20 protein-coding genes and 1 pseudogene are annotated in these 21,987 nt (G+C 65.2%); 15 read left to right on the forward strand and 6 right to left on the reverse strand.

Annotated elements, in window-relative coordinates; genetic code table 11:
- The first annotated feature begins 48 nt into the window (after positions 1-48).
- The 5 genes from pcnB to panD all read left to right on the forward strand — a co-directional run bounded on the left by pcnB (position 49) and on the right by panD (position 4,122).
- Positions 49-1,410, forward strand: a complete 1,362-nt coding sequence (gene pcnB, locus ACYVKM_RS06335) for a polynucleotide adenylyltransferase PcnB (RefSeq protein WP_460876751.1) — start codon at positions 49-51, stop codon at positions 1,408-1,410.
- Positions 1,407-1,886 (forward strand): 2-amino-4-hydroxy-6-hydroxymethyldihydropteridine diphosphokinase, encoded by a 480-nt coding sequence (folK, locus tag ACYVKM_RS06340; RefSeq protein ID WP_460876753.1) that lies wholly within the window; start codon positions 1,407-1,409, stop codon positions 1,884-1,886. Before pcnB ends, folK begins: the two co-directional genes overlap by 4 nt.
- Positions 1,887-1,940: 54 nt before the next feature.
- Entirely contained in the window at positions 1,941-2,771 is an 831-nt protein-coding gene (panB, locus tag ACYVKM_RS06345; protein ID WP_460876754.1) for a 3-methyl-2-oxobutanoate hydroxymethyltransferase, read from the forward strand.
- 18 nt (positions 2,772-2,789) lie between these two features.
- Positions 2,790-3,635, forward strand: a complete 846-nt coding sequence (gene panC / locus ACYVKM_RS06350) for a pantoate--beta-alanine ligase (RefSeq protein WP_460876756.1) — start codon at positions 2,790-2,792, stop codon at positions 3,633-3,635.
- Between the two features lie 100 nt (positions 3,636-3,735).
- Positions 3,736-4,122, forward strand: a complete 387-nt coding sequence (gene panD, locus ACYVKM_RS06355) for an aspartate 1-decarboxylase (protein ID WP_460876758.1) — start codon at positions 3,736-3,738, stop codon at positions 4,120-4,122.
- Between the two features lies 1 nt (position 4,123).
- Here panD and queG read toward each other — a convergent pair whose 3' ends face one another.
- On the reverse strand, positions 4,124-5,236 hold the full coding sequence (queG, locus tag ACYVKM_RS06360; protein WP_460876759.1) for a tRNA epoxyqueuosine(34) reductase QueG: 1,113 nt from the start codon (positions 5,234-5,236) through the stop codon (positions 4,124-4,126).
- A gap of 15 nt (positions 5,237-5,251) precedes the next feature.
- Between queG and ACYVKM_RS06365 the strand changes: the two genes are divergently transcribed.
- From ACYVKM_RS06365 to ACYVKM_RS06390, 6 genes are all read left to right on the forward strand, one after another.
- The gene (locus ACYVKM_RS06365) at positions 5,252-6,733 is read left to right on the forward strand and encodes an NAD(P)H-hydrate dehydratase (protein WP_460876761.1); all 1,482 of its coding nucleotides are present in this window, start codon (positions 5,252-5,254) and stop codon (positions 6,731-6,733) included.
- 9 nt (positions 6,734-6,742) lie between these two features.
- Positions 6,743-7,216, forward strand: coding sequence for a tRNA (adenosine(37)-N6)-threonylcarbamoyltransferase complex ATPase subunit type 1 TsaE (gene tsaE / locus ACYVKM_RS06370; protein WP_460877792.1), 474 nt, complete (start codon positions 6,743-6,745; stop codon positions 7,214-7,216).
- 182 nt (positions 7,217-7,398) lie between these two features.
- Positions 7,399-8,952 (forward strand): N-acetylmuramoyl-L-alanine amidase, encoded by a 1,554-nt coding sequence (locus ACYVKM_RS06375; RefSeq protein WP_460876763.1) that lies wholly within the window; start codon positions 7,399-7,401, stop codon positions 8,950-8,952.
- A gap of 60 nt (positions 8,953-9,012) precedes the next feature.
- Entirely contained in the window at positions 9,013-10,827 is a 1,815-nt protein-coding gene (gene mutL / locus ACYVKM_RS06380; protein WP_460876764.1) for a DNA mismatch repair endonuclease MutL, read from the forward strand.
- A 70-nt stretch (positions 10,828-10,897) separates the two neighbouring features.
- Positions 10,898-11,833, forward strand: coding sequence for a DUF1684 domain-containing protein (locus ACYVKM_RS06385; protein WP_460876766.1), 936 nt, complete (start codon positions 10,898-10,900; stop codon positions 11,831-11,833).
- 23 nt (positions 11,834-11,856) lie between these two features.
- Entirely contained in the window at positions 11,857-12,255 is a 399-nt protein-coding gene (locus ACYVKM_RS06390) for a VOC family protein (protein WP_460876767.1), read from the forward strand.
- Here ACYVKM_RS06390 and ACYVKM_RS06395 read toward each other — a convergent pair.
- Entirely contained in the window at positions 12,242-13,024 is a 783-nt protein-coding gene (locus ACYVKM_RS06395; protein ID WP_460876768.1) for an enoyl-CoA hydratase-related protein, read from the reverse strand. The genes ACYVKM_RS06390 and ACYVKM_RS06395 overlap by 14 nt on opposite strands.
- Before the next feature lie 167 nt (positions 13,025-13,191).
- Between ACYVKM_RS06395 and ACYVKM_RS06400 the strand changes: the two genes are divergently transcribed.
- The 3 genes and pseudogenes from ACYVKM_RS06400 to ACYVKM_RS06410 all read left to right on the forward strand — a co-directional run bounded on the left by ACYVKM_RS06400 (position 13,192) and on the right by ACYVKM_RS06410 (position 15,574).
- Complete coding sequence (locus tag ACYVKM_RS06400; protein ID WP_460876769.1) at positions 13,192-13,917, forward strand: FKBP-type peptidyl-prolyl cis-trans isomerase; 726 nt, start codon at positions 13,192-13,194, stop codon at positions 13,915-13,917.
- A gap of 27 nt (positions 13,918-13,944) precedes the next feature.
- Positions 13,945-14,729, forward strand: a pseudogene (locus ACYVKM_RS06405) (NUDIX hydrolase).
- Entirely contained in the window at positions 14,726-15,574 is an 849-nt protein-coding gene (locus tag ACYVKM_RS06410) for a sulfurtransferase (RefSeq protein WP_460876770.1), read from the forward strand. Before ACYVKM_RS06405 ends, ACYVKM_RS06410 begins: the two are co-directional and overlap by 4 nt.
- A gap of 43 nt (positions 15,575-15,617) precedes the next feature.
- On the opposite strand, the gene ACYVKM_RS06415 is transcribed toward ACYVKM_RS06410, so the two are convergent.
- The 4 genes from ACYVKM_RS06415 to uvrA form a co-directional block, all read right to left on the reverse strand.
- Entirely contained in the window at positions 15,618-16,373 is a 756-nt protein-coding gene (locus ACYVKM_RS06415; RefSeq protein WP_460876771.1) for an enoyl-CoA hydratase/isomerase family protein, read from the reverse strand.
- A gap of 21 nt (positions 16,374-16,394) precedes the next feature.
- Positions 16,395-17,852, reverse strand: a complete 1,458-nt coding sequence (locus ACYVKM_RS06420; protein ID WP_460876772.1) for a DUF4139 domain-containing protein — start codon at positions 17,850-17,852, stop codon at positions 16,395-16,397.
- Between the two features lie 95 nt (positions 17,853-17,947).
- Positions 17,948-18,454, reverse strand: a complete 507-nt coding sequence (locus ACYVKM_RS06425; protein WP_460876773.1) for an acyl-CoA thioesterase — start codon at positions 18,452-18,454, stop codon at positions 17,948-17,950.
- On the reverse strand, positions 18,454-21,393 hold the full coding sequence (gene uvrA, locus ACYVKM_RS06430; RefSeq protein WP_460876774.1) for an excinuclease ABC subunit UvrA: 2,940 nt from the start codon (positions 21,391-21,393) through the stop codon (positions 18,454-18,456). The genes ACYVKM_RS06425 and uvrA overlap by 1 nt, the downstream gene beginning before the upstream one ends.
- A gap of 272 nt (positions 21,394-21,665) precedes the next feature.
- On the opposite strand from uvrA, the gene rplU reads away from it, so the two are divergent.
- Complete coding sequence (gene rplU / locus ACYVKM_RS06435; protein ID WP_460876775.1) at positions 21,666-21,980, forward strand: 50S ribosomal protein L21; 315 nt, start codon at positions 21,666-21,668, stop codon at positions 21,978-21,980.
- Positions 21,981-21,987 lie beyond the last annotated feature (7 nt).

Raw genomic sequence — 21,987 nt, forward strand, 5'->3', positions numbered from 1 at the left:
GACCCGTTGAACACCAGGGCGGCTTTGCCGCACAAGGATTCTGACCGCTTGAACCTCGAATCAGGGATCGACACCACACCGGCGCTGCGGATCATTCCGCGCGATCAGCACACCATTTCCCGCAAGAACATCAGCAAGGCGGCGCTGCGCGTGCTGTACCGCCTGAACGAGGCCGGTTACGCGGCGTATCTGGTGGGCGGGGCCGTGCGCGATCTGCTGCTGGGCCTGCAGCCGAAAGACTTCGATGTCGCCACCGACGCCACACCGGACGAGGTGAAGAAGCTGTTCCGCAACTGCCGCCTGATCGGCCGCCGTTTCCGGCTGGCCCATGTGGTGTTCGGCCCGGAAATCATCGAAGTGGCGACGTTTCGCGGGCTGGGTGAGGAGGGGGGCGAGGGCGACCGTCACATCGTCGATGGCCGCATCGTGCGCGACAACATCTGGGGCACGATCGAGGAGGATGCGATCCGTCGCGACTTCCGCGTCAATGCGCTGTATTACGACATCAGCGATTTCTCGGTGCGCGACTACGTCGGCGGCATGCAGGATCTCGAGGATCGCGTGCTGCGGTTGATCGGCGATCCGGTGACTCGTTATCGCGAGGATCCGGTGCGCATGCTGCGCGCCGCACGGCTGGCGGCGAAGCTCGACATGAGTATCGATGCAGCCGCGATGGCGCCGTTCGAAAGCATCGGACCCTTGCTGGCCGAGGCTGCGCCGGCACGGCTGTTCGATGAATCGCTGAAGATGTTCCTCAGCGGAAATGGTTTGAAGAGTTTCCGCATGCTTGAACAGTGCGGCCTGCTGAAATTCCTGTTTCCGGCGACGGCGCGTGCACTCAGGCGTGGCGACGAGGCCCTGCGTTCGCTGGTCGAACAGGGGCTGGCCAATACCGATGCCCGGGTCGCCGAAGGCAAGTCGGTCACCCCGGCATTCCTGTTCGCCGTGCTGTTGTGGGGCGAAGTACGCGACGTGGCGCATCACTGGATCGCACGCGGTCAGGATGGCAATGAGGCATGGGCACGCGCAGCTGCCCAGGTGGTCGGCGAGCAATGCCAGCGGGTGGCGATCCCGCGCCGGTTCACCTTCACCATGGAGGAGATCTGGTCGCTGCAACCGCGCTTCGAGCAGGTTCAACGCAAGCGCGTGTTTCGCCTGATGACCCATCCGCGCTTTCGCGCCGCATTCGATTTCCTGCTGCTGCGCGCGGATGAATCGCCGGCGATGCGTGAGCTGGGTCAATGGTGGGCACATGCGCAGCAGTTGCCACCGGATGTGCTTTCGGCGGCACTGCCGGCGGGTGGTGGCAGCGCGAGTGACCATGTTCCCGCCGCTCCGGTGGCAGGCAAGGCGCCGCGGCTACGTCGACGCCGGCGCCGGCCGGGTGGCGATAAATCGGGTTCCGTGTGACGCTGGCCTATATCGCGCTGGGCAGCAATCTCGGTGATCCGCGGCAACACGTGCTCGATGCCATGGACGCGCTGGCGAACTTGCCGGACACCCGCCTGCTGCAGCGTTCGTCGCTGTATCGCACGCCACCGTGGGGCGTGCTGGAACAGCCGCCGTTCGTCAATGCCGTGGTGCAGGTGGATACCACGTTGTCGCCGCACGCGCTGCTCGACGGTTTGCTGGATATCGAGCGGAGTGCCGGTCGCGTGCGGGCCGAGCGCAACGGGCCGCGCACGCTGGATCTGGATCTGCTGCATGTCGATGGCGTGCAACTCGACGACACGCAGCTGACTCTGCCACACCCACGCATGGCCGAACGCGCCTTCGTGCTGCTGCCCCTGAACGATCTTGCGCCGACATTGCAATTGCCTGGACAGGTGACGGTGGCGGAGTCGCTGGCACGGCTCGATGTTGCCGGTTGCGAAAGATTGCCTTGAGCCTTGCTCGCAGCGCGCCGGATAATCGGCGTCTGCCACCACCCAGGAACCGCCGTGTACGTGCAAAACGCCAGTACCCCCGAACGCAAGCCGGTGACCGTGCCGGGTCTGCACGCGATGAAGGCGCAGGGGCGGCGCATCGTCATGCTCACTGCCTATGACGCCAGTTTCGCCTGGCAGCTGGAGGCGGCCGGGGTCGATGTTGCGCTGGTCGGCGATTCGCTCGGCATGGTGGTGCAAGGCCATGCCAGCACGCTGCCGGTGACGCTTGATCACATGGTCTACCACACCGCGGTGGTTGCCCGCGGACTGTCGTCCACCTTGCTGGTCGCGGACATGCCGTTCATGGCCGACCGCGATGTCGCGCACACGCTGGAAGCCGCTGCCCGGCTGGTCGGCGAAGCGGGTGCGGCGATGGTGAAGATCGAAGGCGCGGCGCCGCATATCCTTGAGGCGATTACTGCCCTGACGGCGCGTGCGATCCCGGTCTGCGCGCATCTCGGACTGACGCCGCAATCCGTGCACAAGTTCGGCGGTTTCCGTATCCAGGGACGTGAACAGGCTGCCGCCGATCACGTGCTGGCCGAGGCGTTGGCGGTGCAGGCGGCGGGTGCAGACCTGCTGGTGCTCGAAGGCGTGCCGACCACGCTGGGCGAGCGGGTCACTGCCGCGATGAATATTCCGGTCATCGGCATCGGCGCCGGTCCGCATTGCGACGGACAGGTACTGGTGATCCATGACATGCTCGGCATCACGCCGGGCAAGCGGCCGAAATTCAGCAAGGATTTCCTGGCCGGACGCGACTCGGTGGCGGCGGCCATCGCTGCCTATGCCGAGGATGTACGCAGTGGTGCCTTCCCGGCGCCGGAACACTGTTTCAACTGATCAGCGAGTCAACGCACCATGCAGACCGTCCAGGATGCCCCCGCCCTGCGCGCCGCGATTCGCGGCTGGCGCTCCAAGGGCCAGACGGTGGGTTTCGTGCCGACCATGGGGAACCTGCATGCGGGTCACCAGTCACTGATCAGGCTGGCGCGTGCACGCACCGACCGGGTGGTGGCCAGTGTCTTCGTCAATCCCACCCAGTTCGGGCCGAACGAGGATTTCGAGCGCTATCCGCGCACGCTGGCGCAGGACCAGACCGCGCTGGCCGAACAGGATTGCGACCTGCTGTTTGCACCGGAAGTGGCCACGATTTATCCGTTCGGCGCCGAACACAGCGTCAGCCTGCGCGTGCCGCAGATCACCGAAGTGCTGGAAGGCGCGCATCGGCCTGGTCATTTCGATGGCGTCGCGACCGTGGTGTGCAAGCTGTTCAACCTGGTGCAGCCGGATCTGGCGGTGTTCGGCCAGAAGGATTTCCAGCAGTTGAAGGTGATCGAACGGATGGTGCGCGATCTGTCGTTGCCGGTGATGGTGATGTCGGCGCCCACCCTGCGTGCCGACGACGGCCTGGCGCTGAGTTCGCGCAACCAGTACCTGTCTGCCGAGGAGCGCGCGCGCGCGCCGCTGATCCACGATACCTTGCTGAAGATGCGCGAATTGCTCGGCAACGGCCATGCCTGGCGTGCGCTGGAGCAGGTCGCCACGGCACGCCTGATGCGGGCCGGATTCGTGCCCGATTATGTGGTGATCCGCTGCGCCGAGGACCTGGCCGAGCCGGCCGAGGGCCAGCGGGACGGCCTGATCGCCCTGATTGCGGCGCGCCTGGGCACGACCCGCCTGATCGACAACTTGCTGTTCGACTGACGCAGACCCATATTGGAGTCGATATCGTTGATGTTGCAGCGCAACGTCAACGGTTCGATAATTGCCGACTTTGCAGGCTGTCCCTGCGGGAAAGAACGTCATGCAACTGAACATGTTCAAGTCGAAGATCCATCGTGCCACGGTCACCCATGCCGAACTGCACTACGAAGGCTCGATCGCGATCGACGGCAACCTGCTGGACGCCGCGGGCATCCGCGAGTACGAGCAGATACACGCCTGGGACATCGACAACGGCCAGCGTTTCGTCACCTACGCGCTGCGTGCCGAGGAAGGCTCGGGCATCATCTCGGTGAACGGCAGCGCCGCACGCAGCGTGCAGGTGGGCGACCTGATCATCATCGCCGCGTTCGCCCAGCTGAGCGAGGCCGAGCTGGAGCACTTCCAGCCTACCTGCGTCTACGTCGACGAGAACAATCGCATCAGCCACACCAACCGCTCGATCCCCAAGCAGATGGCGGCCGCCTGATTCAGCCCGAAGCGACGGCGTCAGTCTGACGCCCCAATGCCCATGCCACATGTTCGCGCACGATCGCCGAAGGGTGCCCGGCGCGGGCCTTGAGTGCATTGCGCACGGTGGCCGAGGGCGGCGCATTGCCCAGTGCCACCGCGATATTGCGCAACCACCCTTCGTAACCGGTGCGGCGGATCGCCATGCCTTCGGTACGCTGCAGAAATTCCTCTTCGCTCCATGCGAACAGTTCGACCAGCCTGGCGCCGTCGAGGCTGTGGCGCGGGGCAAAGTCGGGTTCGGTAGTGTCCTGCGCGAACTTGTTCCACGGACAGATCAGCTGGCAGTCGTCGCAGCCGAAGATGCGGTTGCCTATCGGCGCGCGCAGATCTTCCGGAATGCTGCCCTTGAGCTCGATCGTGAGATAGGAGATGCAGCGCTTCGCATCCAGCCGGTACGGTCCGAGGATCGCCTGGGTTGGGCAGACCTCGATGCAGCGGGCACAGCTGCCACAGTGTGCGCTGGCCGGGATGTCGACCGGCAGCGGCAGATCGGTGTATAGCTCGCCGAGGAAAAAATACGAGCCGGCGCGGCGGTTGATCAACACCGTGTGCTTGCCGATCCAGCCGAGCCCGGCATTGCGCGCCAAGGCCTTTTCCAGCACCGGCGCGGAATCCACGTAGGCGCGATAGCCGAAGTCGCCGACCACGCCATGGATGCGCTCGGCCAGTTTCTGCAGTCGGTTGCGCATCAGCTTGTGGTAATCGCGACCCAGCGCATAGCGCGACACGTAGCCGGCCTCGCCATCTTCCAGCACGTTCCAGGCATTCGCCGTGCCGGGCGGGATGTAATCCATGCGCACCGAGATGACACGCTGCGTGCCGGGTTCCAGTTCGGCCGGGCGACTGCGGCGGGTGCCGTGGCGGGCCATGTACTCCATTTCGCCGTGATGGCCGTCGTCGAGCCAGCGCTGCAAGTGTTGCTCGTCCTCACCCAGATCGGTGCCGCTGATGCCGGCCTCGGCAAAGCCGAGCTCGACGGCCCAGCGCTTGATATCGCGTGCGAGCGCAGCGTAATCGGGAGCGGTGCGGGCATCGGCCATGGACATCGCTCTATTGTAGACGTGGGCCATGCCTATAATTCGCGCATGCCAAGTCACATGAACAGCCGCGCGCTCTATACCGTCGAACAAGTGCGCGAGATCGAGCGCGCGGCACTGGTCGCCATGCGGATCTCCGGCCACGACCTGATGCGTCGTGCCGCCAGCGCGGCACTGGGCAGCCTGCGCCGGCACTGGCCACAGGCCCGCCATGTCTGCATTTGCTGCGGACCAGGCAACAACGGTGGTGACGGTTTCCTTCTCGGCGTGCTGGCGCGCGAGGCCGGCTTGCAGGTCGAGATGGTGGCACTGGCTGCGACATCGCATGGCGACGCGGCCATGGCGCGAAACGAGTGGGAGACCGGCGGCGGTCGGGTACGCCTGTGGGACGCGGAATCCCGGTTGCCGGTGACGGACGTGCTCGTTGACGCGCTGTATGGCATCGGCCTCAGTCGCGCACCCGAACCCTCGGCCGCACGGTTGGTCGATGCCATGCATGCCAGCGGCAAGCCGCTGCTGGCACTGGATGTGCCTTCCGGTCTGGATGCGGATAGCGGCCATTGCCCGGGTGTGGCGGTCCGTGCGGACGTCACCGTGACGTTCATCGTCGGCAAGCGTGGACTGCACACCGGACACGCGGCCGACCAGGTCGGCGAGCTGGAACTGGCCAGTCTGGGTGTGTCCGAGAGTGCCTGCGCGCATATCCATCCCGATGCGCAACTGCTGCTTGCCGATGCGATGCCTCCGCGTGCCCGCTATGCCAACAAGGGCTCCAACGGCCACGTGCTGGTGATTGGCGGTGAGCATGGCATGGCGGGTGCCGCGCGTCTGGCCGGTGAATCGGCCTTGCGTGCCGGTGCCGGGCTGGTCAGCGTTGCAACTCGTGCCGAGCACGTGCTGGCATTGAATGCCACGCGCCCGGAACTGATGGTGCACGCGGTCGATGGAGCGCCGGCGCTGGTTTCGTTGATCGAGCGCGCGACTGTGCTGGCGCTGGGGCCGGGGCTGGGGCAGGGTGATTGGGCGCATGTGCTGTGGCAGGCTGCGCTGGACGCGGACAAGCCGCTGGTACTCGATGCCGATGGCCTGAACCTGCTGGCGCGCAAGCCGTGCACGTTCACCGTACCAGCCGTGCTGACCCCGCATCCCGGCGAGGCGGCCCGTCTGCTGGGTGTGTCGATCGCGGATGTCGAACGGGATCGTTTTTCTGCTGTCCGCGAACTGGCGCGTTGCTATGCGGCGACGGTGGTCCTGAAAGGTTCAGGCAGCCTGATTGCCGATCCGGATGGACGTCTGGACGTCTGTCCCTGGGGCAATCCCGGCATGGCTTCTGGCGGCATGGGCGATCTGCTTACCGGGATCATCGCGGCACTGATGGCACAAGGTTGCACGGCATGGCAGGGTGCGTGTCTCGGCGTGGGGCTGCATGCCCGCGCTGGCGATCTGGCCGCGCAGCACGGCGAGCGAGGATTGCTGGCGAGTGATTTGCTGGCACCCTTGCGCGCGTTGGGCAACGGGATGCGGAGCTAGTGCGTGAACATCACTGATCGTTTCGACATCGAACGACAATGGCCGTTGCCCGACGAGGCGGCCACCGCGGCGCTGGCCGTACGCATCGCGAAGATGCTGGATGATGGACTGGTGTTTTATCTGCACGGCCCACTCGGCGCGGGCAAGACCAGCTTTGCGCGTGCCCTGCTGTCCGCGCTGGGCGTCGGCGAGCGCATCAAGAGCCCTACCTACAGCCTGCTCGAGGGTTACACCGCAGGGGAACGGCCCGCCTGGCATCTGGACCTGTACCGGATTGCCGATCCTGGTGAACTGGAATGGCTGGGGCTAGATGCGCTGGCGGATCCCGCTGCCGTGGTGCTGGTGGAGTGGCCCGAACGCGGTGCGGGCGCGCTGCCGGCGGCGGACCTGGCTGTGCATCTGGATTACGCCGGGCACGGTCGCCATGCCGTGCTGTGCGCTTTCAGCGAGCGTGGCGGCCAGCTGCTTTCGCGGCTGCCCTGACCGGACCTAAGTGCCGATTCCTCCTTGAGAAATTGCCGATCGGCCAGTCGGGCTGTGATCTGTTCGGAATGCGTGACTTGCGGCCAATAACTTGATATAGCCTGATGAATAGTCCGCAGGTTATGGATATTGAAGGAAAAGTGGCCTTGCATTCACCAGATGACTGCGCTTCAATGCGGCGCATGAGGGGTTACCTGAACAGTCTGGGTGGGTTTGTCGTCGTCGCGTCGCTGGCGGCGATACCGCTGTGTGCGGCGCAGGCCGCCGACATGCAGCGTGCACGCGTATGGGCCGGCCCGGAGTACACCCGCCTGGTGCTCGATGCCTCAGGTCCGTTGCAGTACACGATCAGCCAGAATGACGGCCAGATCGTGGTGGATCTGCCTGGCAGTCAGGCGACTCCCGGTTTTTCCGACCCGACCGCCCAGGGGCTGCTGCGAGGCCTGAGCCATGTCCGTATCGGTGACCGGCTGCAGCTGACCGCGAAGATTGTTCCGGGCAGCCACATGAAGAGCTTTGTGCTGAAGCCGGCTGGCGGCGTGGGCACGGATTACCGGCTGGTGCTCGATCTCTATCCGGGCGATGGCGATACCGGCAAATCCGTGGCGATCACCAAGCCGGATGCGCCTGCGCAACCAGCAACACCGGTCGCTGCGCAGCCCGTTGCGGCCAACCTCACCACGGTGAATCAGCCTCCGCGACGCGGCAGTTCCTCGCACAGCAGCCGCGCAGCCACCGAACAGGCGGCGGCCCTGCTCAATGGCCAGCGCCAGGTGGTCGTGGCGATCGATGCCGGTCACGGTGGCAAGGACCAGGGCGCGCATGGTCCCGGCGGTACCCTGGAAAAGAATGTGACGTTGGCGGTGGCCCGTGATCTGGCAGCGGAGATCAACCGCCAGCCCGGCATGAAGGCTGTGCTGACACGCGACGGCGATTATTTCATCGAGCTCAAGCGGCGTTACGAAATTGCCCGCGAGAACAATGCCGACCTGTTCGTGGCGATCCACGCGGATTCCTTCACCAGCGATGACGCCAGGGGTTCGTCGGTGTGGGTATTGTCGCCGCGCGGCAAGACCAACGAGGCGGCGCGCTGGCTGGCCGATCGTGAAAACCGCGCGGACCTGATCGGCGGCACCACGCTGGATGACAAGGACGACGGTCTGGCCAAGGTATTGCTGGATCTGCAGCAGGGCTGGGCGATGCAGGCCAGCGACGTGGTCGCCGGCAATGTACTCAAGGCGCTGGCTCAGCTCGGCCCGACCCATCGCGGCTATGTCGAGCGTGCCAATTTCGTGGTACTGCGTTCACCGGACGTGCCATCGATCCTCGTCGAGACTGCATTCATCAGCAACCCGGACGAGGAGCGCAAGCTGCGCGATCCGGCGCATCAGAAACAGCTCGCCGAGGCAGTGATGAGCGGCGTGAAGAATTACTTCGAATCCACGCCGCCGCCGGGTACCTGGTTCGCGGCGCAGGCCGCACGCCGCAACAGCGTCCAGCTGGCGTCGGACAAATCGGGCAGCGACGCAGCAGCGAAGCCGGCCGATGTCACGCTGGCCGGCAATACATCGTCTGCGGATGCCGGCGTGCGCGACCTGCATCGGGTCGGTCGCGGCGAAAGTCTGCGCAGCATTGCGCGGCAATACGGCATCAGTGTGGGTGCGCTGAAGAATGCCAATCAGCTGAATACCGATACCGTACATGCCGGCACGGTGCTGACCATTCCCACCAGTTGATTGCCTCGCCTGTGATCCTCCGGCAGCAGCGCCATCGGCGTTCGCTGCTAAAGTTGGCGGATGACCGTGATCCGCGTACTGCCTCCCGAACTCATCAACCAGATTGCCGCCGGCGAAGTCATCGAGCGTCCCTCCTCGGTGGTCAAGGAACTGGTCGAGAACAGCCTCGACGCCGGTGCCAGCCGCATCGAAGTGGATATCGAAGCCGGCGGTGCGCGGTTGATCCGCGTGCGCGACGATGGCGGCGGCATTCATGTCGACGAATTGCCGCTGGCGGTGGCCTCGCATGCGACCAGCAAGATCGGCAGCTTCGACGACCTCGAGCATGTCGCCAGCATGGGTTTCCGTGGCGAAGCGCTGGCCTCGGTATCGTCGGTATCGCGTTTTGCGCTGACCTCCCGCGTGCGCGGGCAGGAAAGTGCCTTCCGCATCGAGGTTGACAGCGGCAGGCTGCAGGCGGCGCGTCCGGCACAGCATCCGCAGGGCACCAGCGTGGAAGTGCGCGACCTGTTCTACAACGTGCCCGCGCGCCGGAAATTCTTGCGTGCCGAACGCACCGAGTTTGCGCATATCGATGACTTGCTGAAATCGCTGGCGCTGGCGCGCGGATCGGTGGAGTTCCGGCTCAGCCACAACGGCAAGCCGGTGCGGGTGTGGAAGGCGGCACGAGACGAACAGGCGGCGCTGCAGCGGGTGGCCGAAGTGCTCGGCGAGGAATTCCCGGCGCAGAGCCTGCGTATCGATCACGCCATGGCCGGCCTGCATCTGTCCGGCTGGGTAGGCTTGCCCACGGCATCGCGCGCGCAGGCCGATTCGCAGTATTTCTACGTCAACGGCCGGCTGGTGCGTGACCGCATCGTCGCCCATGCCGTGCGTCAGGCCTATGCGGACGTGCTGTTCCATGGCCGTCATGCCGCGTTCGTGCTGTATCTGGAGCTCGATCCGGCCGGCGTCGATGTCAACGTGCATCCCGCCAAGCATGAGGTGCGTTTCCGCGAGCAGCGGCTGGTGCACGACTTCCTGTTCCGCACCCTGCACGAGGCGCTGGCGCAGACGCGCGCGGGCTTGAATACCTTGCCGACGACCGAACCGATGCCCGCTTCGCACGAGCCGTACGCGGTGCCGTCATCCGCGCCCTCCGGGGCGCCGGCATGGCCGGGCCAGTTCAGCCAGAGCCGGCTTAGTCTGGGCGTGCGCGATGTGCCGCTGGCAGGCTATGCGGCGTTGCTCGGTGAATCCCCGGAGTCATCGGCTGCACACGTGCAGATGCCGGCGACGGAAGAGGGCGAAACACCACCACTTGGTTTCGCGATCGCCCAGCTGAAGAACATCTTCGTGCTGGCCGAGAATGCGCACGGCCTGGTGCTGGTGGACATGCACGCGGCGCACGAGCGCATCACCTACGAGAAGCTGAAGTCAGGCCGTGCCTGCAGCAACCTGCGTTCGCAGATGCTGCTGGTGCCGTTGAGCATCGCGGTCAGCGCGAAGGAGGCAGCCGCGGCCGAAGAGCATGCCGACGCGCTGGCCGAATGGGGGCTGGAGTTGTCGCGCAGTGGCCCTGCGACGATCGTGGTGCGGCGTATTCCTGCCTTGCTGGAAGGCGCGGATGTCGGTCAACTCAGTCGCGACGTGCTGTCCGAACTGGCCCAGCATGGCAGTTCGCGCCGCCTGCAGGAACTGGAAAACGAGCTGCTCTCGACCATGGCCTGCCACGGTTCGGTGCGCGCCGGACGGCGCCTGACGATCCCCGAAATGAATGCGCTGTTGCGAGAGATGGAAGCGACCGAGCGCTCAGGACAATGCAACCATGGCCGGCCCACCTGGGTTCAGTTGAGCGTGGCCGAGCTGGACAAGCTGTTCATGCGCGGCCGCTGACGACACGGCTTGCCCTGTACGCAAATGGACGGCCATACTCGGGGCTCCTGCCTCGTGCGGATTTCACTTCATGTTGCGTGATGCCATTGTTGCTCTTGCCCTGCTTTCCGGAGTTGTTGCCGTGCACGCCGAAACACCTGCGCCAGTCCCCGCTGCAACCTACGAACAGCAGATCCAGCAATGGCGCAATGGCCGGCTGCAGCGGCTCACCGCACCGGATGGTTGGTTGAGCCTGATCGGCCTGGAGTGGCTGAAGGAAGGCGACAATCGTGTCGGCAGCGCCGCCGACAACGACATCGTGCTGAAGGCGGGGCCGGCGCATCTCGGCACGGTAACGCTGGCAAAGGATGGTTCTCTGTGCATCGTGCTGGCCAGGGGCAGTGCGGCCACGGTGGATGGCAAGGCCGTGACCGAAGCGGCGCTGGTCGACGATGTGCACGTCACCGGTGACGCGTCGCCGACCTTGGTGAGTTTCGGTGCGGCGAACTTCTACGTGATCGACCGCGATGGTCGCAAGGCGCTGCGCGTCAAGGATGGCGACGCGGTCACGCGTAGAGATTTCCTCGGCATAGATTACTTTCCGATCGATCCGTCCTGGCACATCGTGGCGACCTGGGTGCCGTTCGACCCGCCGCACAAGCTGGAAATAGGCTCGGTGATCGGTACGATCGACAAGGTCGACGTGCCGGGCAAGGCGGTGTTCCAGCGCGACGGCCATACCTATGAACTGCTGCCGTATCAGGAGGAACCGGGTGGCGAGCTGTTCTTCGTGATCGCTGATCGCACCTCGGGCAAGGAAACCTACGGTGCCGCGCGTTTCCTGTACGCCGCGCTTCCCGAAAATGGATTGGGACGGGACGGCAAGGTGATCCTCGATTTCAACGAGGCCTACAACCCGCCTTGCGCGTTCACCCCATTCGCCACCTGCCCGCTGGCGCCACCGGAGAACCGGCTCGATCTGCGGGTGACCGCCGGCGAAAAGAAGTATCGCGGCAGCCATCATTGATGAGCGGCTCACCTCGACGACACATGTTGCATCACGTCTCTCTGGGTGTGGCTGATCTTCAGCGCTCGGCTGCATTTTACGATGCGGTGCTGGATGCGCTCGGCTATGTGCGTGCATGGGCCGATGAAACTGCGATCGGGTACGGCGAGCCGGGTGGTGGCGACAAGTTTGCCATCAAGCTCCGCGGTAACGAGGCAGCTATCCCGGGTCCGGGTTTCCATCTTGCTTTTGCTGCGCCGGATCGCGACTCGGTCGGGTGCTTTCACCGGGCCGCGCTGCACCATGGTGGCCAGGACGACGGAGCGCCAGGCCCGCGGCTAGGCTACGGGCCGAATTACTATGCAGCTTTTGTGGTTGACCCCGATGGCTATCGGATCGAGGCCGTTTTCAATCTGTCCGCACAGATAGTCAGCGTCCCTTGAACGCCGCCTTGCGCTTTTCCAGAAACGCGCTGGTGCCTTCGCGCATGTCCTCGGTGGAAAACGCCAGTGCGAAACCCTGCGTCTCGAATTCCAGACCCTGATCGATACCGGTCTCGCCACCCTGCAGCACGGCGTCGAGGATGCCCGCGGCCGCCAGCGGGGCAGCGGCCGCGAGCTGGTCGGCTAGCGCGTTCACTGTTTCATCCAGCGCCTCGGGCGCGACCACGCGGGTAACGATGCCTAGCTCGTAGGCGCGCTGTGCGTTGATCACGGCGCCGGTCAGGCACAGCTCCAGCGCGGCACCGCGTCCGGCCAGACGCAGCAGGCGCTGGGTGCCGCCGAAGCCGGGGATCAGGCCGAGGTTGATCTCGGGCTGGCCGAACTTCGCCTTCTCGCTGGCCACGCGCAGGTGGCAGGCCATTGCCAGCTCCATGCCGCCACCGAGGGCGAAACCCTGGATGCGCGCGATCACCGGCTTGCCGAGGCGCTCGATCGAGCTCATCAGGCGCTGGCCGGTGCGCGAGAAGGCCTGCGCCTGCACCGGCGTGTAGCCGTTCATTTCGGCAATGTCGGCACCGGCGACGAACGCCTTCTCGCCGGCACCGGCCAGTACCACGACACGCACGGCATCGTCCTGCGCGGCCTGAGTGAAGGCGAGGGTCAGCTCGTTGAGCGTGTCGCGGTTCAGCGCATTGAGCTTGTCGGGGCGGTTGACGGTGATCGTGCGCACTGCGCCGCGGTTGCTGGTTTCCAGGTTGCGATAGGCCATGAACGGCTCCCGATGGATGCGAAGGCGCGATGGTAGCAGCGGGAACCTTTGTCGCCAGCGGGTTTCTCAAGCCACGTGCGGCCACCGCTGCAGGAATCCGGCGAACCGCTTAGGATGGACCGTCTGGATCGACAGTCGCGATAGAGTAGGACTCGATGGAGATAGGCATGACACATCTGCGTTGCGTACTGTTCGGCATGTTGCTGCTGGGCGGTGTGGTGCATGCGCAGAATCGCGCGCCGGCGACCGATGCGCCGGTGAAGTTGGACAAGACCAAGCTGTCATACGCGATCGGCTACCAGATCGGCAGCCAGTTTGCCGATAGCGGGCCGGATGTGGATGTTGCTGTCCTGATGCGCGCGATTCAGGATGCCTACGCCAAGCGAAATCCCATGGTGTCGATGCAGGAAATGCATCAGCAACTGCGCAGCCTCGAGCACCAGATGCATGCCAATGCGTTGGCCGAATTCAAACGGATCGCCGAAGCCAATGCACGCAAGAGCGCCGATTTCATGGCGCACAACCGGGAGCAGCCGGGCGTGGTGCAGCTGCCTTCGGGTATCCAGTATGCGGTGCTGAGCAAGGGCTCCGGTACGGTCAGCCCGACCGTGACCAGCAGGGTGGTGGTGAACTATCGCGGCATGCTGATCGACGGCACCGAGTTTGACAGCACCTGGGCGCATGGCGCGCCGGTGAGTTTCGAGGTGGACGGAGTCATTCCTGGTTGGCGCGACGTGATCCCGCGTATGCATGTGGGCGATCGCTGGAAGGTGGTGATTCCGCCGCAACTGGCCTATGGCGAAGACGGCCAGCTTCCGCGAATCGGCCCGAACGAGGCACTGGTGTTCGAGATCCAGTTACTCGAGATCCAGTCGAATCCGGTCAGGCCCTGATGCATGCCGGTGGTAACATGACTGGGCATGCCGAACGAGCCAAGCCCTGCTGAAATCCCTCCGCTAACTCCTTGCATAGGCATCTGCCGGCTGGATGAGCGCGGCTATTGTGTCGGTTGCTTGCGTACCGGCGAGGAAATCGGTCGCTGGCGCGTGATGAACGATGCGGAACGACGGTACGTCATGCAGATCATCCTGCCGGCTCGCGAACGGCCATGATGGAGGCGCTGGTCAAGGCGCTGCTGCCGCTGTCGTCGCCGCCAACGGCACCGGGCTGGAACCACGCGGACATGACCGAGTTGCTCGGTAGCACGCAGCGTGAGCCGGCCGCCGTGCTGGTCGGTTTTCGTGAGGGCGTGCAGCCGCGGCTGGTGCTGACCGTGCGCACCGATCAGCTGCAGTCGCATGCCGGCCAGGTGGCATTTCCGGGTGGCCGCAGTGATCCGGCCGATGGCGGCGACGCGTTGGCGACAGCCTTGCGCGAGAGCGAGGAAGAGATCGGCCTGGATCGCACCCTGGTGACACCGCTGGGTTATCTGGACTGCTTCGAGACGATCAGCGGCTATTGCATCACGCCGGTGGTGGCGTGGATTGCTGCCGAGGCGCAGTTGTATCCGGCACCGGATGAGGTGGCCGAAGTGTTCGAGGTGCCGCTGGCGTTCCTGCTGGAGCCGGCGAACCTGCGCCGTTACACGATGGAGTTCCGTGGCCATCGCCGGCCCATGGTGGAGTTCGTCCACGGCGGTCACCGGATCTGGGGCGCGACTGCCGCGATGCTGTACAACCTGCTGCAGAGGATGGGACGCGCATGACACTGAAAACCACCCTGATCGATGTTGCCACGCTGGCTGCATTGCCGGCGGGCGATGTGCTGATCGTCGACTGCCGTGTCGATCTGGCCGACCGCACGCAAGGCGAGCGCAGTTACCTGGCGGCACACATCCCGGGAGCCGTATTCGCCGACCTGGAGCGCGACCTCTCCGACTTGTCGCGCATCTCCGAGGGACTCGGCCGTCATCCGTTGCCGCTGGCGGCAGCCTTCAGTGCCGTGCTTGGCCGCTGGGGCTGGCGGCCGGGCCTGCAGCTGGTGAGCTATGACGCCGGGCCGGGTGCGCTGGCCGCGGCGCGCTTGTGGTGGCTGCTGCGGTTGGCCGGCGTATCGGAAGTGGCGGTGCTCGACGGTGGCTTTGCCGCATGGCAGGCGGCCGGACAGCCGGTCGAAACGGTTACCCGCCCACGTTCGTCGACCGAAGTGGCGCTGGCCTATGATTCACGGCAGGTGATCGTCGATCATGCGGCCCTGCATGCCGCACCGCCGCCGTTGCTGATCGACGCCCGCGCCGCTGCGCGTTACCGCGGCGAGGTCGAGCCGCTGGATCGCGCCGCCGGCCATGTACCCGGAGCGTGCAGCCGACCCTACAACGATAACCTGCTTGCTGATGGGCACTTCAAGTCGCCGGCACGGTTGCGCGAGGAGTTTTCTGCGGTGCTGGGTGACGCGACACCTGACCAGGTGGTGCACATGTGCGGTTCCGGCGTCACCGCCTGCTACAACCTGCTGGCGATGGAGTATGCGGGGCTGCACGGTTCCCGGCTGTATGCGCCGTCGTGGAGCGGCTGGATCAGTGATCCGTCGCGGCCGGTGGCGAAAGGCTGATCCGAAGGAGCGCACCTTGGGCGCTCCTTCGGGAAAGGCGACCTTAGTGCTTGTTCTTCAAACGTGCCACCAGCTGCTGCAATACGGTTTGCGTCTGCGGATGGAAGAACGCCTCGACGAAATCGTCCAGTGGCAGTGCATCGGGATCGGCATAGGCGGCAGCGAGGTCGGCGCGCGCGAGGGTGCGGGTGGCCAGCATCGCGTGGGATGGCAGCGCCAGCAGTTCACCCAGCCAGTGCAGTGCGCGCGTGGTGACCTGGTCGACGCCGGTGAGTTCGTCGACAAAACCGCAGGCCAGAGCCTGGGAGGATTCGATCATCGCACCGGCGACCAGCAGCCGTTCGGCACGATAGGTGCCGACCACCCGGCGCAGCGCGAGCTGGATCGCCTCGGGCACGATCAGGCCTACCTGTACCTCGTTGAGGCCGATCCGGTACGGGCCTTCCGCCATCACGCGGTAATCGCAGAACAGCGCCAGCACGGCACCGCCGGCCGGGCTGTGACCGGTGATCGCCGCTACCAGCGGAATCGGCGAACGTGCCAGGGTGGCGCACAGTGCGAAGAACTCGCGCCAGTATTCGCGTACGCCAGCATGGTCGCGGCCGAGCAGGGCCGGCACGTCCACGCCGGCGGAGAACAGGCCTTGCGCACCGGACAGCACGATGCCGCGCACGCCGTCGCGCACGCTGTCGTCGATGGCAGAGCGCAGTGCGTGCAGCAGCTCCAGATTCAGCGCGTTGACCGGCGGCCGGGCCAGCTGGATTTCACGGATGCTGTCGTGGTTGGTGATATTGAGCATGGTGAAGCTCCGGCTCGATGATTACGGTTGGGGATTGTCGTTGGCGGTCCAGCTGTAACGCACTGCATAGTCCAGCGTGGCTTTGCCGTTGGCCGGCACCTCGACGCGGAACTCAATCGTGTCGGGTGTCTGCTGGCTGGGCTTGCTGCTGGACGACATCAGCACCCACTGTCGCCAGCGGCTGGGATGTTCGCGCACGGTCACCGTACGGGCGCTGTCGCTGGCGTTGCTGAGGCTGATGCGGAACGCCTCGTCCAGGGTGCGACCAGCCTGGTCCGTGCTGAAAGCGGTGCGCGTGCGCTCTGCGCGCAGGTCGAACGCGGTGCCCAGCGTGATGGTGGCGTCGCTGCCTTTCGGGGTGTCGTCGATGCGACCTTCGCCGATGAATTGCGGTGTGCCGTGCTGGTCAGTGGTGAGCACGCGCAGGTAGCCGGCGGGAAGGCTGTCGAACGCCTGCAGCTTGAGCGTGCTGACGATCGCAGTGCCGCCGCCGATGTTGTAGTCGCGGCCCAGCATCGGTTGTGGTGGCATCCACGTGCCGCCGTTTTCGTACAGCGCGGTGCGCGTGCAGTCCAGGCTGCGGGTGGCATACAGCGGCACCTGGCTGACGCTGCCGTCGGGCAGGTCGATCGCGTCGGGCAAGCTGTAGCTGCGGTAGTCGGCCAGCGTCGATTGCTGTGGCAGCGGTGCGGCGGCGGTAGCTGCCATCGCCTTCGTCATCATCGGGCGTGGCGCCGACTCCCTGGCCATGTTCGGTTCGCCGGCAATCAGGGTGAGCCGGGTATCGCGCCAGTCACGACCACTGCGATTGGCGATGCTGGCGCGTGATTCGAACTGCATGCGGCAGGCCGTACCTGGCTGCAGTGTCGCCACATAGGCGGCGCGCCAGCCGAGACCGGAGGTGGGGTAGCTGAGTACGGCAGAGGCTGGACCGGTGTGCGTCGCATCCACCCGCAGGCTCAGGCTGGAGCCGGTGGGGAAGTCGCCACCGGCGGTGCGCACGGCGGCAAACTGGCGTACCAGTGAAGTGTTGCCGTCGTGGTCGCGCACCAGCAGGCCGTCGCCGGCACGCAGCAGGGTACCGCTGGCCAGTGGCTGGCCACTGTCACCGAGCACGTCCACCGTATGGCCAACCAGGCCGGTCAACGTGGCGTTCTGCCCCTGGGCCAGCAGCAGGCGCTGCGAGATGACCGTGGCATTCCCGCCGGGGAAGCCCAGTGCGAGTGATTCGGGATCGAGAAAGATCGGAAGATCGCCGATCAGTACGTCATGGATACCCGCCGTCAGCGTCAGCGCACGCTGTTCGCGCACCACCGCATAACCCTCATCGACGTTGCCGTTGCCATTACTGGCATACAGTGCGGCGCTGTCGCTGCGATACAGAGTCAGTGCGGTGCCGTCGGTCGCATGTGCCGGCGACATGCCGGCGAAGGCAGCTGCACAGGCGAGGGCAAGAGCGGTGCGATGTGATGTCGTCATCGGGCGCGTTCCATCGTGGGGACCAGCGGCCATCATAGCGACGACGCACGAACGCGGTGTGTCGATGACCGTCGATGCCGATCGCGCGATCGCGTTCAGTTGCCCTCGCGCCCGGCGGCGGCCACGCGGATTGCTGCCGGTAGCGTTACCGGTTTGCCGGTCATCGGATTCATCCACACCAGCACCACGTATCCGTCGCAGTACAGGCGGCTGGCGTCATCCGCATCGACGATGCGATGGGCAAGTGTCATCGAGCTGTTGCCCAGCCGCTCGCAGCGAAGTTCGATGTGCAGCGAAGCCGGCCATGCGATCGGCTGACGGTAGTTGAGCGTGCTGGCAGCCAGCACCGGCATCGAAGTTTCGCTGAACCAGTCGCGCACGTGCTGCAGCCATTGCAGCCGCGCTTCTTCCAGGTAGGTGAGGTAGTCGGCATTGTTGACGTGATTGAACGCGTCCAGGTCGCGCCAGCGCACGCCGAGCGTGGCAACGAACAGAGGCGCATCCTGGGTGGCCGTGGGGGCGGTCGGCGCGGCAGCGATGACTTCGTGTGATACCGCTTCATCAGCGGGCGTGGTTTGCATGCTGGATTTGCGCGGACTCATCAACGTTTTTTCCCACGCATCGGTTTGTATTTGTCGGCCGAGGCGATGTGCTTGGTGGCTGCCTTGACCCGCTTGGCGGCACTGGGAGCACGGGCGGCCTTGCCTGCCTTGGTGGATTTCAGGTGCGGTGCGAGGAAGTGGCCGGTATGCGACTCGGCATGCGCAGCCACGATTTCAGGCGTACCGGCAACCAGGATGCGGCCACCACCGGCGCCACCCTCGGGGCCGAGGTCGACGACCCAGTCGGCGGTCTTGATCACGTCGAGATTGTGCTCGATCACCACCACGGTGTTGCCCTGGTCGACCAGCTGGTGCAGCACGTCGAGCAGCTGCTCGATGTCGTGGAAGTGCAGGCCGGTGGTCGGCTCGTCGAGGATGTATAGCGTGCGCCCTGTGTCGCGCTTGGACAGCTCCTTGGACAGCTTCACGCGCTGCGCCTCGCCACCGGACAGCGTGGTCGCGCTCTGGCCGAGCTTGATGTAGTCCAGGCCCACGGCGCGCAGTGTATCGAGCTTGCGCGCGATGGTCGGCACGTTCTCGAACAGCTTCAACGCATCCTCCACCGTCATGTCGAGTACGTCGGCAATCGTATGGCCCTTGTAATGGACCTCCAGCGTCTCGCGGTTGTAGCGCTTGCCGTGGCAGACATCGCAGGGCACGTAGACGTCCGGCAGAAAATGCATCTCCACCTTGATCATGCCGTCGCCTTCGCAGGCCTCGCAGCGGCCGCCGCGCACGTTGAAGCTGAAGCGCCCCGGCGTGTAGCCGCGCGATCGCGCCTCCGGCACCTGCGCATACATTTCGCGCAACGGGGTGAACAGGCCGGTATAGGTCGCCGGGTTGGAACGCGGCGTGCGGCCGATCGGCGACTGGTCGATGTCGACCACCTTGTCGAACAGGTCCATGCCGGCAACCGACTTGTATGCGGCGGGCTGCGCGCTGGCGCCGTTGAGCTCGGTCGCCGCCAGACGGAACAGGGTGTCGTTGACCAGGGTCGACTTGCCCGAACCGGAGACGCCGGTGATGCAGGTGAACAGCCCGGCGGGAATCGTCAGGTCGACGTTCTTCAGGTTGTTGCCGCTGGCGCCTTTCAGATGCAGCCACGACGCGTCGTCGATCGGCTGGCGCCGTTCCGTGGGCACCTCGATCGCGCGCTTGCCGGACAGGAACTGGCCGGTGACCGAGCGTGGCGAGGTGAGCATGTCCTTCACGGTGCCCTGTGCCACGATCTCGCCGCCATGCACGCCGGCACCGGGGCCGATGTCGAGCACATGGTCGGCCATGCGGATCGCATCCTCGTCATGTTCGACCACGATCACCGTATTGCCGAGGTCGCGCAGCCGGGTCAGTGTGCCGAGCAGGCGTTCGTTGTCGCGCTGGTGCAGGCCGATCGATGGTTCGTCGAGCACGTACATCACGCCGACCAGGCCGGCGCCGATCTGCGAGGCGAGGCGGATGCGCTGGGCCTCGCCGCCGGACAGCGAATCGGCCTGGCGATCCAGCGTGAGGTAGTTCAGACCGACATCGTTGAGGAAGGTCAGCCGCTCGCGGATCTCCTTGACGATCTTCACCGCGATCTCGCCGCGCCAGCCGGTCAGCTTGAGCTGGTCGAAGAATGCCAGTGCGTCGTCGATCGAACGATGGGTCAGCGAGGGCAGTGCATGGTCGGCGACGAACACATTGCGCGCCGAACGGTTCAGGCGCTGGCCTTCACAGGCGGGGCAGGGCTGGTCGCTGATGTACTTGGCCAGTTCCTCGCGCACCGCCGGCGATTCGGTTTCCTTGTAGCGCCGTTCGAGGTTCGGCAGGATGCCTTCGAACGCATGCTCGCGGGTCACCTTGCCGCCGCGCTCGGTGATGTAGCGGAACGCGATCTTGTCCTTGCCGCTGCCATGCAGCACGGCCTTCTGGACGTCCGCTGGAAGTTTCTGCCACGGGGTGTCGACGTCGAAACCGTAGTGCGCCGCCAGCGACAGGATCAGCTGGAAGTAGTGCGCATTGCGACGGTCCCAGCCGCGTACCGCGCCGCCCGACAGCGGCAGCTCCGGATGGCCGACCACGCGCGAGGCATCGAATACCTGGGTGACCCCCAGGCCATCGCACGAAGGGCAGGCACCGACCGGTGAGTTGAACGAGAACAGCCGCGGTTCCAGCTCCGGCAGCGAATAGTCGCAGACCGGACAGGAGTAGCGCGAGGACAGCAGCTGCTCCGGCGCGGACTGGTCATCCATGTTCACCACGATTACCAGCCCGTCACCCAGCCGCAATGCGGTCTCGAATGACTCGGCCAGGCGCTGTTTGATGTCGTCGCGCGGACGGAAGCGGTCGATCACCACTTCGATGGTGTGCTTCTGGCGCAGAGTCAGCGGCGGCACGGCGTCGAGGTCATACACCGCACCATCGACGCGGGCACGCACGAAGCCCTGCGCGCGCAACTGGTCGAACACCTGCACGTGCTCGCCCTTGCGCTCGCGGATCACCGGGGCGAGCAGCATGAAACGCTTTTCCGGATCCAGCGCCAGCGTGGCGTCGACCATCTGACTGATGGTCTGCGCTTCCAGCGGAATGCCGTGGTCTGGGCAGCGCGGCGTGCCGACGCGGGCATACAGCAGGCGCAGGTAGTCGTACACCTCGGTGATCGTGCCCACGGTGGAACGCGGGTTGTGCGAGGTGGATTTCTGCTCGATCGAAATCGCAGGCGACAGCCCCTCGATATGGTCGACGTCGGGCTTCTCCATCATCGACAGGAATTGCCGCGCGTACGCCGACAGCGATTCGACGTAGCGGCGCTGTCCTTCGGCATAGATCGTGTCGAACGCCAGCGAGGATTTGCCGGAGCCGGACAGTCCCGTGATCACGATCAACTTGTCGCGGGGGAGGTCGAGGTCGATATTCTTGAGGTTGTGCGTGCGTGCGCCGCGGATGCGAATGGTGTCCATGGACGCCGGATATGGGGGGGATCCTTTACTATACCAAGGAGTTTCGATAGTTCAGCCTGCGGATCGGTGAAATGGACGGATGCCCGGTTTTCCTGCCGTGCCGGTCTCTCCGGCAGCCTTCGGGCGCGTTGGCAGGGTCATTCGGGCGGCGCAGCGGGTTTCATGTGGTCAGTATTTGACCAGCGCGCAGTCGGGTCGTTATAATCCGTGGTTCGCCGGGCCTGAATGGGCCATGGCGATACCCAAGAGAATAACGACAGAAGGGCATTCCCATGAGTTACGCAGTCATCAAGACCGGTGGCAAGCAGTACCGTGTGCAGCAGGGCGACGTGCTGCGCGTGGAGCTGTTGACCGCCGAAGAAGGCGCTTCCGTGAGCTTCGACCAGGTGTTGCTGGTCGGTTCCGGCGAGTCGGTCACCGTCGGTGCGCCGGTCGTCGAAGGCGCCACCGTCAGCGCCACCGTCCGCAAGCACGGCCGTGCCGACAAGATCCGCATCATCAAATTCCGCCGCCGCAAGCATTACAAGCGTCAGCAGGGTCACCGTCAGCATTTCACCGAAATCGAGATCACGGGCATCAACGCCTGAGCACTGG

This window comes from Rhodanobacter koreensis (assembly GCF_054782855.1).

Coding starts and splice junctions, on each gene's coding strand:
- panC (WP_460876756.1), top strand. CDS start 2,790: ATGCAGACCGTCCAGGATGCCCCCGCCCTGCGCGCCGCGATTCGCGGC.
- panD (WP_460876758.1), top strand. CDS start 3,736: ATGCAACTGAACATGTTCAAGTCGAAGATCCATCGTGCCACGGTCACC.
- queG (WP_460876759.1), bottom strand. CDS start 5,236: ATGGCCCACGTCTACAATAGAGCGATGTCCATGGCCGATGCCCGCACC.
- ACYVKM_RS06365 (WP_460876761.1), top strand. CDS start 5,252: ATGCCAAGTCACATGAACAGCCGCGCGCTCTATACCGTCGAACAAGTG.
- ACYVKM_RS06375 (WP_460876763.1), top strand. CDS start 7,399: ATGAGGGGTTACCTGAACAGTCTGGGTGGGTTTGTCGTCGTCGCGTCG.
- mutL (WP_460876764.1), top strand. CDS start 9,013: ATGACCGTGATCCGCGTACTGCCTCCCGAACTCATCAACCAGATTGCC.
- ACYVKM_RS06385 (WP_460876766.1), top strand. CDS start 10,898: ATGTTGCGTGATGCCATTGTTGCTCTTGCCCTGCTTTCCGGAGTTGTT.
- ACYVKM_RS06390 (WP_460876767.1), top strand. CDS start 11,857: ATGTTGCATCACGTCTCTCTGGGTGTGGCTGATCTTCAGCGCTCGGCT.
- ACYVKM_RS06395 (WP_460876768.1), bottom strand. CDS start 13,024: ATGGCCTATCGCAACCTGGAAACCAGCAACCGCGGCGCAGTGCGCACG.
- ACYVKM_RS06400 (WP_460876769.1), top strand. CDS start 13,192: ATGACACATCTGCGTTGCGTACTGTTCGGCATGTTGCTGCTGGGCGGT.
- ACYVKM_RS06410 (WP_460876770.1), top strand. CDS start 14,726: ATGACACTGAAAACCACCCTGATCGATGTTGCCACGCTGGCTGCATTG.
- ACYVKM_RS06415 (WP_460876771.1), bottom strand. CDS start 16,373: ATGCTCAATATCACCAACCACGACAGCATCCGTGAAATCCAGCTGGCC.
- ACYVKM_RS06420 (WP_460876772.1), bottom strand. CDS start 17,852: ATGACGACATCACATCGCACCGCTCTTGCCCTCGCCTGTGCAGCTGCC.
- ACYVKM_RS06425 (WP_460876773.1), bottom strand. CDS start 18,454: ATGAGTCCGCGCAAATCCAGCATGCAAACCACGCCCGCTGATGAAGCG.
- uvrA (WP_460876774.1), bottom strand. CDS start 21,393: ATGGACACCATTCGCATCCGCGGCGCACGCACGCACAACCTCAAGAAT.
- rplU (WP_460876775.1), top strand. CDS start 21,666: ATGAGTTACGCAGTCATCAAGACCGGTGGCAAGCAGTACCGTGTGCAG.